Below are 13,660 nucleotides of genomic sequence, written 5' to 3' on the forward strand. Positions count from 1 at the left end.
TTATTCTATTGTCATGGAACGGAGTTTCATTCTGTAGGCTTCAAGTGCAATAGACTTGGAGATCATACCGAAATATTTTTCATTTCGTAAAACGGGAAGAAAAGCAGTTTTAGATCTTTCGAATTTGGTCATTACAATCTCCATACTGTCATTTGAAGAAATTGTAGCCGGCGGAGTTTTCATCACATCTTTGATCAAAGTATATTTTACGCGGTACGCATTAAAGATAATTTCTCGAATATCATTAAAATGTACCACACCAACAAGTTCTCGTTCATTATCTACAACAGCAAAAATTACCTGATTGGAGTGCGAAATAAGATCTACCAATTTACTTAAATGTTCTTCTGGAGAAACCGTTAAATAATCGGTTTGGATTATCGTGTCGATATCTAAAGTCGATAAAATATTAGAATCTTTATTGCTGGTAAAAGCATGACCTTTTTTAGCCAGATTTTTTACGTCAAGCGAATATTTTTCAAAACGTTTAGAAATCGCAAAACTAATTGATGAAACAATCATAAGCGGAATCATCAATCCATAACCTCCGGTAATTTCTGCAATAAGGAAAATCGCGGTAAGCGGCGCATGAAATAATCCGCTCAGGATTCCGGCCATTCCAACCATTGTAAAATTACTTATTGGTAGTTTTGCTAAACCAGTCAGAATGATAAATTTAGAAAAGAAATAACCCAGATAAGAACCTAAAAATAAGGAAGGAGCAAAGTTTCCACCGTTTCCACCACTTCCAATTGTAAGTCCCGAAGCAAATACTTTTATCATCATGGTACAGCCCACAAAAAGCAGTAAAACCCATTGATTGTTTCTCCAGCTGGCAAATAAAGTATTGTCTAATAATTGCCCGGGATCAGTTTCTGATAGGATTTTGATACTTTCGTAACCTTCACCAAACAATGTTGGGAAGATAAAAATAAGAAGTGCCAAAAGCGAAGAACCAATCAGGGCTTTTTTATAAGGACCCATTTTTAGTTCTGAAAAATAATGCTCTACTTTTTGAAAATTTCTAGAGTAATAAACCGCAATTGCGCCTGTTAAAACACCTAAAATTACATAGAAGGGAATATTATGATAATCAAAAGTTTCTTGTTTTTTGAAAGATAAAAGAATGCTTTCGTCTAATACAATTGCCGAGACCAAAGCTCCGGTCGCTGCCGAAATCATAATTGGCGTAAAAGCCGAAATACTAACATCGACCAGAAGAACTTCTATAGCAAAAAGAACTCCGGCAATTGGTGCATTAAAAGCTGCCGAAATTCCAGCCGCAACCCCGCAGCCAATTAGCAAAGTTCTGTCTTTATAAGCTAATTTATAATTCTGTGCATAGTTGGAACCAAAAGCAGCTCCCGTAATTACAATTGGGCTTTCTAAACCTGCTGATCCTCCTAAACCGACAGTCAAAGAGCTTGTAACAATCTGCGCATACATTTGCTTTTTCGGAATTATACTTGCCTTTTTGGCAACAGCATATAATATTTGTGAAGTCCCTTTTTGGATAGTTCCGTTTAAAACTTTTTTAACCACCAAAACAGTCAGTAAAATACCAATTATAGGCAGGATACTATTAATGAAACCTAATTTTAAAATTCCGCTAAGGTAAGTTGCAAATGAAAAAACGCTATGCGCAAATGTTTTTAAAATAATTACTGCAAACGCACACGAAATTCCGACCAAAACACTGGATAAAAAAATGAATTGCTTTGGTGTCAAAATAGATTGAGCCAAAGCAATAATGCTTTCTAATCTTCGGAAAAGTTTTTTTATCATTGTATTTTTAAAAAAGTTACGGAGAATGCAAATTTAGCTTTAAACATTCGATTTTGTCAAATTTTTCTACTAAAATCTTTTTGCTTTAAAATCCCGCAGCTTTGTCATCACCACGAAAATCGGCACCTCCTTCAAGAGTATTATCCGGCAAAACCAAAATAGCATCCACTTTACCAATTACAGGTGTCGTTTTTTCGTTGATCAAATATCCTTTTGCTTTTAAACTTTCAATCGTATTATAATTGAACGTATTTGGCTCAAACGTAATAAGATCCGGAAGCCATTGATGATGAAAGCGTGGTGCATTTACTGCTGCCTGCATACTTAAATTATATTCGTAAACATTCAAAATAGTCTGCAATACAGATGTTATAATTGTAGATCCGCCCGGAGAACCTACAACCATGAATAATTTCCCGTTTTTCTCTACAATTGTCGGCGTCATGGAACTTAGCATTCTTTTTTGAGGAGCAATGCTGTTTGCTTCGTTTCCAACTAATCCAAACATATTTGGTGATCCCGGTTTTGCACTAAAATCATCCATTTCGTTGTTTAAGAAAAAGCCTAATTCATCACAATAATATTTAGATCCAAAACCGTCATTTATTGTTGTAGTTGCAGAAACAGCGTTTCCAAATTGATCGACAATTGAATAATGTGTTGTTTCGGTACTTTCGTTATACGTAATTTTTCCTTCTTTTATTTCTGATGATAATGAAGCTTTTTCGGAATCAAAATTTGACATTCTTTCTTTTAAATAAGAATCTGATAAAAGACCTTTAATTGGAATTTTTACAAAATCAGGATCTCCTAAAAATTGGCTTCTATCGGCGTAAGCCCTTCTTTCTGCTTCAACAATTACCTGAATTGACTGTTCAGAATTGTGTCCCATTTTTGATAAATAAAACGGAGAAATCATTTTTAGAATCTGTGCCAGACAAATACCGCCGCTGCTAGGAGGAGCCATCGAAGTAATTTTTAAATCTTTATAATCAAACTGCAATGGATTTCTCCACTTTGCTTCATAAGATGCTAAATCTTTAAGCGTTATAATACCGCCTTTTTTCTTCAGATAATCAACTAAAACCTGGGCAGTTTTGCCTTTGTAGAATTCATCTTTACCGCCTTTTAAAATTCGTTTAAGCGTGCTGGCAAGCGCAGGATATTTTATTGTGTCACCTTCTTTGAATTTTCCGGCCATTAAGGTAGTTGGCCCATTTGCTTTTACAATGGCATCATGATAATTCTCAAGCTGTTTTTGTTGTTTTAGGGTTACAACGACACCCTTTTCTGCAAGTGCTATAACTGGTTTCAGGATTTCTGAAATTGGCAGAGAACCAAATTTTTTATGAACGGCAAAAACTCCGGCGATAGTTCCGGGAACACCAATAGCTAAAGGAGTTTCGGTACTTTTTCCGGGAATTACATTTCCGTCTTTGTCCAGAAACATATTTTTTGTTGCGGCAAGCGGTGCTTTTTCGCGGTAATCTAAACTTCCAACTTCTCCGTTTGCTTTTCGGTATACCATAAATCCGCCGCCGCCAAGATTTCCGGCATATGGATAGGCAACTGCAAGGGCTAATTCTGTTGCGGCCATGGCGTCAAATGCATTACCGCCTTTTTTCATTATTTCTACGCCAATTTTTGAAGCTTCAGCACGAGCCGAAACGACCATTGCTTTTGAAGCGGTTAAACCAGTTGGTGAGGCTGTGTGTTGTGCAAAATTGTAAAAGGATATAAAATAAATAAGAAGTGAAATTTTTTTCATAACAAGAACATATTTTATAAAATGGTTAGGTTTATAAGGAAAGTAATTTTTGTTTGGCTTGTTGTTGAATGTCCTCAAAAAAAAGAGTGAATTCCTGTTCAAATTCTGTATAAAATTCTTTTAATTCTTCACTGGCAAACTGCATTTTAGAAACATTTCTAGATCTTCTGTCCATCTGGGTTAAAATTTGATGGATTCCTTCGACAGTTCTGTAGCTTAAAAGCCAGTTTCTTTCTATCATATAAGGCATTAAGCCTTGGGTTTTTTCGGTTAAAACAGCATAGTTTTCGTGCAGTGAATTGTAAAAACGATTGATGAAGTCTTCTAATTTTTCATCGGAATAATTCGACCAGTTTTTAGCTAAAAAGTGATCGTAAACAATATCTATAATTACTCCGGAATAGTGGTGGTATTTTTCGTGAAGACGTCTGGTGCTTTGTCTAAAAATATCGTGAGAGTCTGTGTAAGTGTCTATAAAGCGGTGTAAAAGAATTCCTTTTTGAACATCTTGCGGAAAATGCTCAAACTTTTTTCCGCGAATGCCATCAGCCATAAAATTGCCAATTTTGATTAAATCATTATCACCGGAAAGATATATATGGGCTAAGAAATTCATTTTTTCTAAAGTTGCTAAGGTTCTGAGTTACTCAGTCACTAAGTTATTTTAGTAAATGTATAAAAACTTTTTTAAATCATTTTGTTATAAAATAGTCACTATTTTACTTAAATATTTAAGGTATTAAAAAAACATTAGCATCTTATCATCTAAGAGCCTTGATAATTATGATAAAATAATCAGAGATTTTACTTGAATATTTAAAGTAGAAAAAAAACTTAGCCTCGTAGAACCTCATAAGCTTAGTAACTTTTTTATATTTGTAATAAAATAACCATAACTCACAAAGATGACTTTAATAAAATCGATTTCAGGAATACGAGGAACAATCGGTGGAAAAGTGGGAGATAACCTGACTCCTGTTGACGCTGTAAAATTTGCATCGGCATACGGAACTTTTCTTAAAAACAATACTTCAAAAGAAAAACTAACAGTTGTAATAGGCCGCGATGCTAGAATTTCGGGACCTATGATTCATAATCTTGTTGTAAATACTTTAATAGGTTTAGGAATTAATGTAATTGATTTGGGACTTTCTACAACGCCTACAGTTGAAGTTGCGGTTCCTCTTGAAAAAGCAGATGGAGGAATTATTTTAACGGCATCTCATAATCCAAAACAATGGAATGCTTTGAAATTATTGAATGAAAAAGGAGAATTTTTAAGCGGAGATGATGGTGCTAAAATTCTTGAAATTGCCGAAGCTGAAGCTTTTGATTTCTCTGATGTTGATAATCTTGGAGAAATTACACTGAATGACGCCTACATGGATATTCATATTGACGAAGTGTTGAATTTACCTTTAGTTGATGTTCAGGCTGTAAAAGATGCTAAGTTTAAAGTTGTTGTGGATGGAGTGAATTCTTCAGGCGGAATTATTATTCCAAACTTGTTAGAACTAATGGGCGTTGAAGTGGTAAAATTATACTGCGAACCAAACGGACATTTTCCGCATAATCCGGAACCTTTAAAAGAGCATTTAACGGATATTTCTGAATTAGTTGTAAAAGAAAAAGCGCATTTAGGAATTGTTGTTGATCCAGATGTTGATCGTTTGGCTTTTATTAGTGAAGATGGTGAAATGTTTGGTGAAGAATATACATTGGTTGCCTGCGCAGATTATGTTTTGAGTAAAACTCCGGGAAATACAGTTTCGAATATGTCTTCGTCCCGTGCATTGCGTGACGTTACAAACGGACATAACGGAAAATATGAAGCAAGTGCAGTAGGAGAGGTGAATGTTGTTGAATTAATGAAAAAGAATAATGCGGTTATTGGCGGTGAAGGTAACGGCGGAATTATTTATCCTGAATTGCATTACGGACGTGACAGTTTGGTAGGAGTAGCTTTGTTTTTAACGCATTTAGCCAATAAAAAAATATCAGTATCTGCATTGAGAGCTTCATATCCGGAATATTATATGAGCAAAAATAAAATTGAATTAACTCCTCAAATTGATGTTGATGCCATTTTAACGGCTATGACAGAGAAATATAAAAACGAAGATATTTCGACAATTGACGGCGTTAAAATTGATTTTGCTAATGAATGGGTTCATTTAAGAAAATCGAATACGGAACCAATTATTCGAATCTATACAGAAGCGCCTTCGCAAAAAGAAGCTGATACTTTAGCACTTCGTATTATTGATGAAATAAAAGAGATTGCAGGAATATAAATTTTGCAATGAGAAATAAAAAAGCGCCTTTCATTTATTTGAAAGGCGCTTTTTGTATAGTTAAATTTAGTTCTTTATAATTTTCATTGATTTGTTAATCGAACCATAAGAAACATTTACAATATAAACTCCAGTGGCTAATTTATCGCCAATTTTAATATCTTCGTTTGTAGAATAATCATTAGAAGAGAAACATACACTTCCTTTCATATCCACTATTTTTATAGATATAGGTTCTGTTGTAAAAGATTTTATATGAAGTGTAGACTCAACTTTAATAGGATTTGGATAAATCGTAAAAGAATCATTATCTGCTTTTGGATCATTTACGCCTAAGTTTCCTGAAGCTACATCAATATAATTAAAATTCATATCGCTTGATTTGAACTTAATTTTTAAATAAACTTCGCCTTTTGGCAATGTAACTCCGTTTACAACTTTATCTGCATATGTTTGATATCCACCAGTTACAGGAAACGTTTCATCTGTTTTTACTACAACATCATTAACTAAAATGTCAAATTTCCCCGGAATAGTTGGCGAAGCAACTCTAAACGTTAAGTTATAAGTTCCTGCATTGGCAACATTAAGCATAAATTCGTTCCAGTCGCCGCTGTCTATAAAACATACATTTTGTCCTGTTCCAGAATCTGTTGTGTTTTGAAGTCCGGTTCCTTTTCTTCTGTAATGTTGATTGGCTGTAATTCTGCCCGGAACATTTAATTTTTTTGTTGTATAACTAACATTAATATATTCTGTTCCTATTGGTTTTAAAACACCACTTGTTGGGCTCAACAATTGTCCTTCCTGCATATCTGTCCAGTCTGCCGGAACGCGGCCTGTAAACCAAGAATATCTGTAAATATCCGGATCGTTTTCAAAACTATTAAGGATTTGTTTCATAAAAGCAATTTTATCTGCTTCAGACTGAATAACTCGATTTGCAAATTCTGTCACCCAAACTGGGCGGTTATACTTTTTTAAAAGACTTGTTACGCCAATAACAGAGCCAGCTGTATTATCATAAGTATGAAAAGCAATATAATCGACTTTACAATCAGGGCACAAAAGAAAAAATTGATCGTGCCATGCAGTAGGACTGCTGTAACCGCCATAATTATCAGGCCCATTAAAAGCCGGTGATGCGCTTACGATTTCTAAGTTTTTTGCAGCAGCAACTTTTTCTACGTTTACCCATGCATTTACAGCTTCCTGAGGAGTTAAACGAGCACCATCATTAAAGTTAGGTTCGTTAAAAGCTAATAAATATTTAGCACCTGGTTTAATTTTATTTATAAAATTTTGTACTTCAGCATCGCTTAATTTTCCCCAAATCATTGGAACATATTCAACTCCAAGAGTTGCATAATTCGCATTAACGTCATTTTCAGGAAGTGATCCCCAATTGTACCACCAGGAAATCCCCGGTTTAAGTGCTAATAAATCAGCCGTTGAATTATTTCCATAAGCAATTCCGCGTTTCGGACTCTGGGCAAATGCTGTAATAGAAACGGTTATTAACAAAAATGTAAAAAGTAACTTTTTAATCATGATTAAAATTTTGGTAAGGTTTTTTTATTCGATTTAGTTAACTTCAAATTTATGTGGTTTGTGTAGTTTTTAAGTCAAAAAAAAATATTACAAAAACCCATCAAAATATATTTCAACACCTTTGTAAATCTTATATGCAAGATTTACAGTTTTGACGATAAAAGAAAATCCAAAAAGTAACGACTGCTTTTTGGATTTTCTTTTGTAAATTATTTAGTAACTCTATGTTTCCATCTTTTGTGTGTCCAAAGATAAAATTCAGGAGCTTCAAGAATTTGTTTTTCTACTTCTTTCAGGTATTTCTCTGTAATGTCAAAATTTTTATAATCATGCGGATTATCGGCAATGGTTAAAAAAGTAGCTTCATAATAACCTCTTGAAACCTTTTTTACTTTTACCATTATGACACTTAAATCATATTTTTTTGCCAGCATTTCGGCTCCTGTATGCACGGGAACTTCAATACCCATAAATTTCATCGAATGAAAAATTCTGTCGAGTTTAGGCGATTGATCACTTGCAAGTCCGTACATACTTAGTTTTCCGTCACGCTGATTTTGGGCCATTGTTGGAATCGCTTTTCTTGTTTCAACTAATTCGGTATTGTATTTGGAACGAATTTTTCTAATCAATTTGTCAAAATAAGGATTAGCAATTTTTTTATATACTGCAATTCCCTGAAAACCCAGTTTTGGATTAATAGTTAAAAGCCATTCATAACTTGCATAATGTGAAGCAACAAGAATTACACTTTTACCTCGTCTTGCATAATCCTGAACTAATTCAATATTGGTTACATGGAATCGCTTTTCCATTTCTTCGGGTGTGATGCTCAATGTTTTTACCATCTCTAAAAACATATCACACATATGGTGATAGAATTTTTTCTCAATGACTTTTCTTTCAGCTTTGCTTAAATTAGGAAAAGTAAGCGCCAGGTTTTCGCGTACTACACTTTTACGATATCTAATAACTCTGTAAACTAAAAAGTATACAAAATCTGAAAACAAATAAAATAAGCGAAATGGGAGTATAGAGATTAGCCAAAGTAAAGGGAAGGCTATTATATAAACAATAAATTGCATCTAAAATTTTTTTCTACAAATATAATGTAAAAATGAATAAGCTCGATATTTTGGATTCTGATCAACTTATGTTTGATATTGTTTATCTTTACCCTTCACATTAAATATTATTTATGAATACCATTTTAATTGGAATTATAGTGGCCAATGTACTGATTAGTTATAAAGGTTTTAATGATCTTTATTTTTTTAGAAAATACGAATTTCATGTTGGGAGTATACGTGCAGGAGAACAAATCAGAATGCTTTCGTCTGGTTTTTTGCATGTAGATATTATACATTTGGTTTTTAATATGTATACACTTTGGATGTTTGCACCGGTGGTTATAGACTGGATGGGAACTTTTTCTTTTGTTCTGGTTTATTTTGGAAGTTTAATTTTCGGAAGTCTTCTTACCATGATCTTTCATAAAAATGATTACAGCTATCGTGCTGTTGGAGCTTCTGGAGCCGTGACCGGGGTTTTATACTCTTCAATTTTACTTCATCCTGATATGACACTTGGAATTTTTGGTATAATTCCAATTCCCGCTTATCTTTTCGGAATTTTATATTTATTATATTCTATTTACGGAATGAAAGCAAAAAATGATAATATTGGACATACAGCTCATTTTGGAGGCGCAATTGGCGGATACTTAATTACTTTGATAAAAGAGCCTTCATTAGTTTATGATAATACTTTCATCGTTGTTTTACTTTTAGTCCCAATTTTAATTCTTTTCGGCATGGCTAAATTGGGAAAATTATAATGCTGGCATAACTTTTGAAATGCTTTAATCAATAACTTAAAATATCACAGAAATGAGAAAACTAGTATTATTTTTAACAATCATGTTTATGACTATGTCTTACGGCCAGGAAACCAAACAAATTCCTCAAATTAATGTAAATGGGGAAGGAAAAGTAAAAGTAGCACCTGATCAGGTTTGTATTTCAGCTACGGTTGAAACAAAAGGGAATAATGCTAAAGATGTCAAAAAGCAAAATGACGAAAAAATGGATGCGGTTTTAAAATTCATCAAAAAAATGAATCTTCCAACTGCAGATTTCAAAACAAAGCAAGTAGCACTTAATCCGCAATACGATTACGAGAAAAAGAAAACAAGCTACAATGCGACACAAACTGTAGAAATCGTTTTAAAAGATTTATCTAAATATGATGAATTGATGGAAGGTTTGGTTCAACAAGGAATTAATCGTATTGACAGAGTTTCTTTTGAATCTTCTAAATTAACATCATTACAGTCTGAAGCCAGAAAATTAGCGATGAAAGATGCTAAAGCAAAAGCAGAAGATTACGTTTCAGTTTTAGGTCAAAAAGTAGGTAAAGCATATGTTATTTCAGATAACTCACAAATTTATCACCCGCAGCCAATGTACGCAGCTATGAAGTCAATGGCTGCTGATAATGCAGGTGCTGAAAACGAAACATTAGCAGTTGGTGAAATCGAAATTACAGCAAATGTTAGTGTAAGTTTTATTTTGGACTAAATAGTTTAAATTCTAAATAATAAAAATCCAAATTCCAATTTTACGATTGGGATTTGGATTTTTTTTTTATCAATGACGATTAATCTTTCTAACTTTGATAAAGTTAAAATATACTGAAAATGCTAAAAGAAGATTGTAATAATATGCTGGAACAGTTTTGTAATCATTTAGATCTTTTTCATGAAATTTCTTTAGAAGATAAAAATAGTATTGCGCAATATTTAGAATATAGATCTGTAAAAGAAGGAGAGATTTTAATTGAAGAAAATAAAATTGCCAATGAAATCTTTTTTGTCTGCAATGGCGTATTGAAAATTGCGAGCGTTAGCGATAAAGGAAATGATGTTATTCATTTCTTTTTCGGCGAAAATCACTTTTGCACTATTTTGAAAAGTTTTACCGAAAATATAGTTTCTCAAGATATTGTTCAGGCTGCTTGTAACTCAGAAATAATTGTTTTGGAAAGAAGTAAATTAGAGTCTTTAATTAAAGATTTACCTTATTTTAAACCAATGCTCGATTCTATTTTTCAACAAGCGCTGCTTAATAAAGTAGAATTGCGTAATTTTTATCTTGGTACAGATGCAACATCCCGTTATCAAAAATTTATTGAGCGACAACCCAATATTGCCTACAGAGTATCACAAACTGATATTGCTTCTTATCTCGGCATTGCCAAACAATCCTTAAGCAGAATTAAAAAGAATGCATTCTAAATTTGCTTTTTAACATTTGTTAAATCCATTCCGTAAGTGACTTTCTACTTTTGTTCGACTAAAAAATAGTGAATAATAGTAAACAAGAAACAATGGAAAATCTAAAAGGCAAAAAAGTAGTTATAATAGGCGGAAGTGCCGGAATTGGTTTGGCAACTGCAAAATCAATCGCACAAAAAGGAGCAAATATAATAATTGCGTCTAGTAATCAACAGCGTATAGACAAAGCTTTGCAGGAAATAAAAGGTCAGGCAAGTGGATATGTTATTGATGTGACTGATGAATTGCAAGTCAAAAGTTTTTTTGAAAAAATTGGCCCATTTGATCATTTGATTTTTACTGCGGGTGAAAATATTATGCTTTCAAATGTGGAAGATACTGCTTTAGAAACAGCTAAAAATTATTTTAATATTCGTTATTGGGGCGCTTTTACAGCCGTAAAATATGCAGCGCCATTTATCAATTCTACAGGTTCAATTGTACTAACCAGCGGAATTGCAAGCAACAGACCTAATAAAGGCTGGGCTTTAGGCGCCAGTATTTGTGCAGCTATGGAAGGTTTTTCAAGAGCATTAGCAATGGAATTAGCACCAATAAGAGTTAATATTGTTTCGCCTGGAGTAGTAAAAACAGAACTTTGGGGCGGTATGTCTGAGAATGAAAGAAATGAAATGTATACTAATATTGGAAACGCTTTGCCTGTAAAAAGAGTAGGTGAGGCCGAAGATGTTGCTAAAACATTTGTGTATTTACTGGAACAGGAATACGGCACTGGACAGACTTTAATTATTGATGGAGGAACTTCATTAGTATAAATTCAATCAAAATCAATTATAAGATAAAGGAGCCAATGAATATTTTCAAAGGCTCCTTTACCAATATTTATGCATCCACTTTCAGCTTTGCATTAAAAAAGTTTCAGGTTCAGAATCATCTTCATTCTCCAGTTCTTCCCAGTCATTTTCGTCGTATTCAGATTCCATATCATCATCTAGGAATTCATCTTCAAGATCATCCAGTTCAAGATTGAAATGCTTATGCGATGTTAATGTGTTCGAAAGATTTCCTTGCAGATAATCATCATAATTTAAAAGCAGCTGCTCTTCGTAAGAAGTCATGTCGCCTGTAGATTCTTCTGGTATATAATAGTAATCGTCAAAAATCATAATAGAGAGGTTTAAATTTATAGTTTAAGCTTTATCTAACTTTTCAATTAGCATAACTTAAAATTAAATTTTTTTACTGCTATTTATTTTATACAATTTTGAGAATGAGTTACTAAATTCTCATCTTACTATTTGTAAATTAATTTTTATTACTCTTTCCATGGAGAATGCAAAATACAGTCGCAAAAATTCTTGCGATGAAAATTCGGAATCATGTAAGCACAGACATCAGCTTTTATGTTCCCAAAAGTAGTTTCTGTTTTGTGTTCAAATCCGCTGAAAAAAGTTGGAATAATTTTATTCTTAAAATCATCACGTGGGAAAGCGTCCAGAATTTCAATCCTGTTTTGATCGCTTAAATGTTCATATCCTTCGCCCATAACATCCAGACCAACTCCAGAATACATAAGCGCGACTTCTGGTTCTTTATGTTCTGCAATACCAATTGTAGTATGCAGTGCGATAGTATCCCAAACCAATTGCAGTGACTCTTTTGGTAAATTATGGCTTTTGAGGAAATCTCTTGCCGCATTGGCACCGTCTACTTCAAAACGAAGATCTGTACTGCTGTAATGTTTCGTTAAACCCAAATCGTGAAAAGCGGAAGCCACATACAATAATTCTTCATCATATTTAAGTTGTTTTCTTTTTCCGTTTAAAGAAGAAAACAGAAATACACGCAAAGAATGATTGTAGATAAATTCTGTACCGTGTTCTAATAAAAGTTCTGTAGCCTGCTGTGCAATAGAACTATCCGGAATAATTATTCCTGCAACTGTTTTTAGTTTGTTTACTGACATGATAATTTGTTTTTTTCAAAGGTATCGTGAGAAACTTGTTTGAGGAATGTCAAATTACGTCAAGCGCATGTCAAAAATTACAGGATTATTATTAAGGAGTTAATTTCCGATATTTAAAAAAAGTAATCTGTATTCATGAGGAGAAACCTGAGCATTCTTTTTAAAGAAATGACTGAATTGCTCTGCAGTAGTAAAATTGAGTTGAAAAGCAATTTCTTTTACTGGGTTAGAAGTAAACTGCAGCGCTCTTTTGGCTTCGGCAAGAATTTGTCCGTTTATTAATTCTTTTGCGCCTCTGTTACTGCAGCGTTTGCATAAATCTGTTAGCTTTCGTGCCGAAATTCCTAAAAGATCTGCATAATCTGCCACTTCTCGGGACGTTTTATAGTTCTTGCTGATTAATTCTAAAAACTGTGCATAGGTTTGATTTTCGTAACTGTCAAATCCTTTTGAGAGAGAATGATTTACGTTTGCAATTTTAATCATTATAATTTTTAGATATGCAGCCAAAGCATCTAATTGATTGATGTATTCCTCTTTTTGATATTCATACCATAAAGATTTAAAAATTGAAATAAGTTCAATATTGTCCTGATGATTTAACGGAATGGTTTGATTGGCAGAAGCATTATTAAACAAAACAGCTTTACAGTTGTTGGCGCTGGAAGGCGTTCTTTCCCAAAAACAATCGCCAAAACTAAGTTCGTATCCAGTAAATTTTGTTTCAGCATTAAAACTTATAAATTGTCCTTTTGCGATTAAAAATAATTGTAAAGATGAAATTTGAAAAACCTGATCGTCTATAATTATTTCTCCTTTGCCGGATTCAATTAGTAAGATTCGGTTATAAACAAGTCTGTACGTTGATTTTTGCTCGTATTTCTTGTCTTCAAGAAAGCGTATCGAGAATGAATTTTTAATCTCTTCTTCTACAACCAAATTTGATATAGAAAGCATAATTTTTGACAGAATTGTTTATGAAAGTGATAACAAAGATAGTT

Annotated in this window: 13 protein-coding genes; 5 read left to right on the forward strand and 8 right to left on the reverse strand. The window is 33.3% G+C overall.

Annotated elements, in window-relative coordinates; genetic code table 11:
• The 3 genes from FLAPXU55_RS15610 to FLAPXU55_RS15620 all read right to left on the reverse strand — a co-directional run bounded on the left by FLAPXU55_RS15610 (position 1) and on the right by FLAPXU55_RS15620 (position 4,169).
• Positions 1–1,785: a chloride channel protein gene (locus FLAPXU55_RS15610; RefSeq protein ID WP_180858858.1), complete on the reverse strand. Its 1,785-nt coding sequence runs from the start codon at positions 1,783–1,785 to the stop codon at positions 1–3.
• Positions 1,786–1,870: 85 nt separating this feature from the next.
• The gene (gene ggt, locus FLAPXU55_RS15615) at positions 1,871–3,553 is read right to left on the reverse strand and encodes a gamma-glutamyltransferase (protein WP_180858859.1); all 1,683 of its coding nucleotides are present in this window, start codon (positions 3,551–3,553) and stop codon (positions 1,871–1,873) included.
• A gap of 31 nt (positions 3,554–3,584) precedes the next feature.
• Positions 3,585–4,169 (reverse strand): acyl carrier protein phosphodiesterase, encoded by a 585-nt coding sequence (locus FLAPXU55_RS15620; RefSeq protein ID WP_053470680.1) that lies wholly within the window; start codon positions 4,167–4,169, stop codon positions 3,585–3,587.
• A 289-nt stretch (positions 4,170–4,458) separates the two neighbouring features.
• On the opposite strand from FLAPXU55_RS15620, the gene glmM reads away from it, so the two are divergent.
• The gene (gene glmM, locus FLAPXU55_RS15625) at positions 4,459–5,847 is read left to right on the forward strand and encodes a phosphoglucosamine mutase (protein ID WP_180858860.1); all 1,389 of its coding nucleotides are present in this window, start codon (positions 4,459–4,461) and stop codon (positions 5,845–5,847) included.
• Positions 5,848–5,913: 66 nt separating this feature from the next.
• Here the strand turns inward: glmM and FLAPXU55_RS15630 are convergent, their stop codons facing one another.
• Entirely contained in the window at positions 5,914–7,398 is a 1,485-nt protein-coding gene (locus FLAPXU55_RS15630) for a glycosyl hydrolase (RefSeq protein WP_180858861.1), read from the reverse strand.
• A 209-nt stretch (positions 7,399–7,607) separates the two neighbouring features.
• Positions 7,608–8,483, reverse strand: a complete 876-nt coding sequence (locus tag FLAPXU55_RS15635) for a lysophospholipid acyltransferase family protein (protein ID WP_180858862.1) — start codon at positions 8,481–8,483, stop codon at positions 7,608–7,610.
• Between the two features lie 113 nt (positions 8,484–8,596).
• Here FLAPXU55_RS15635 and FLAPXU55_RS15640 point away from each other — a divergent pair, with 113 nt between their 5' ends.
• The 4 genes from FLAPXU55_RS15640 to FLAPXU55_RS15655 all read left to right on the forward strand — a co-directional run bounded on the left by FLAPXU55_RS15640 (position 8,597) and on the right by FLAPXU55_RS15655 (position 11,508).
• Complete coding sequence (locus tag FLAPXU55_RS15640) at positions 8,597–9,235, forward strand: rhomboid family intramembrane serine protease (RefSeq protein ID WP_180858863.1); 639 nt, start codon at positions 8,597–8,599, stop codon at positions 9,233–9,235.
• A gap of 52 nt (positions 9,236–9,287) precedes the next feature.
• Positions 9,288–9,977, forward strand: a complete 690-nt coding sequence (locus FLAPXU55_RS15645; RefSeq protein WP_180858864.1) for an SIMPL domain-containing protein — start codon at positions 9,288–9,290, stop codon at positions 9,975–9,977.
• A 119-nt stretch (positions 9,978–10,096) separates the two neighbouring features.
• A complete protein-coding gene (locus FLAPXU55_RS15650; protein WP_180858865.1) occupies positions 10,097–10,693 on the forward strand; it encodes a Crp/Fnr family transcriptional regulator in 597 nt (198 codons plus the stop codon).
• 92 nt (positions 10,694–10,785) lie between these two features.
• On the forward strand, positions 10,786–11,508 hold the full coding sequence (locus FLAPXU55_RS15655) for an SDR family oxidoreductase (RefSeq protein ID WP_180858866.1): 723 nt from the start codon (positions 10,786–10,788) through the stop codon (positions 11,506–11,508).
• Between the two features lie 81 nt (positions 11,509–11,589).
• On the opposite strand, the gene FLAPXU55_RS15660 is transcribed toward FLAPXU55_RS15655, so the two are convergent.
• The 3 genes from FLAPXU55_RS15660 to FLAPXU55_RS15670 form a co-directional block, all read right to left on the reverse strand.
• A complete protein-coding gene (locus tag FLAPXU55_RS15660) occupies positions 11,590–11,859 on the reverse strand; it encodes a hypothetical protein (protein ID WP_180858867.1) in 270 nt (89 codons plus the stop codon).
• Between the two features lie 149 nt (positions 11,860–12,008).
• On the reverse strand, positions 12,009–12,659 hold the full coding sequence (locus FLAPXU55_RS15665) for an HD domain-containing protein (RefSeq protein ID WP_180858868.1): 651 nt from the start codon (positions 12,657–12,659) through the stop codon (positions 12,009–12,011).
• A gap of 99 nt (positions 12,660–12,758) precedes the next feature.
• Complete coding sequence (locus FLAPXU55_RS15670) at positions 12,759–13,616, reverse strand: helix-turn-helix domain-containing protein (protein WP_180858869.1); 858 nt, start codon at positions 13,614–13,616, stop codon at positions 12,759–12,761.
• Positions 13,617–13,660 lie beyond the last annotated feature (44 nt).

Origin of the sequence: Flavobacterium panici (genome assembly GCF_903819335.1) — a bacterium.
Taxonomy (GTDB): domain Bacteria; phylum Bacteroidota; class Bacteroidia; order Flavobacteriales; family Flavobacteriaceae; genus Flavobacterium; species Flavobacterium panici.

Excerpts from the sequence above, each read along its gene's own strand:
- FLAPXU55_RS15620 (WP_053470680.1), bottom strand. The coding sequence starts at position 4,169 with ATGAATTTCTTAGCCCATATATATCTTTCCGGTGATAATGATTTAATC.
- FLAPXU55_RS15670 (WP_180858869.1), bottom strand. The coding sequence starts at position 13,616 with ATGCTTTCTATATCAAATTTGGTTGTAGAAGAAGAGATTAAAAATTCA.
- FLAPXU55_RS15630 (WP_180858861.1), bottom strand. The coding sequence starts at position 7,398 with ATGATTAAAAAGTTACTTTTTACATTTTTGTTAATAACCGTTTCTATT.
- ggt (WP_180858859.1), bottom strand. The coding sequence starts at position 3,553 with ATGAAAAAAATTTCACTTCTTATTTATTTTATATCCTTTTACAATTTT.
- FLAPXU55_RS15635 (WP_180858862.1), bottom strand. The coding sequence starts at position 8,483 with ATGCAATTTATTGTTTATATAATAGCCTTCCCTTTACTTTGGCTAATC.
- glmM (WP_180858860.1), top strand. The coding sequence starts at position 4,459 with ATGACTTTAATAAAATCGATTTCAGGAATACGAGGAACAATCGGTGGA.
- FLAPXU55_RS15665 (WP_180858868.1), bottom strand. The coding sequence starts at position 12,659 with ATGTCAGTAAACAAACTAAAAACAGTTGCAGGAATAATTATTCCGGAT.
- FLAPXU55_RS15610 (WP_180858858.1), bottom strand. The coding sequence starts at position 1,785 with ATGATAAAAAAACTTTTCCGAAGATTAGAAAGCATTATTGCTTTGGCT.
- FLAPXU55_RS15660 (WP_180858867.1), bottom strand. The coding sequence starts at position 11,859 with ATGATTTTTGACGATTACTATTATATACCAGAAGAATCTACAGGCGAC.
- FLAPXU55_RS15655 (WP_180858866.1), top strand. The coding sequence starts at position 10,786 with ATGGAAAATCTAAAAGGCAAAAAAGTAGTTATAATAGGCGGAAGTGCC.
- FLAPXU55_RS15640 (WP_180858863.1), top strand. The coding sequence starts at position 8,597 with ATGAATACCATTTTAATTGGAATTATAGTGGCCAATGTACTGATTAGT.
- FLAPXU55_RS15645 (WP_180858864.1), top strand. The coding sequence starts at position 9,288 with ATGAGAAAACTAGTATTATTTTTAACAATCATGTTTATGACTATGTCT.
- FLAPXU55_RS15650 (WP_180858865.1), top strand. The coding sequence starts at position 10,097 with ATGCTAAAAGAAGATTGTAATAATATGCTGGAACAGTTTTGTAATCAT.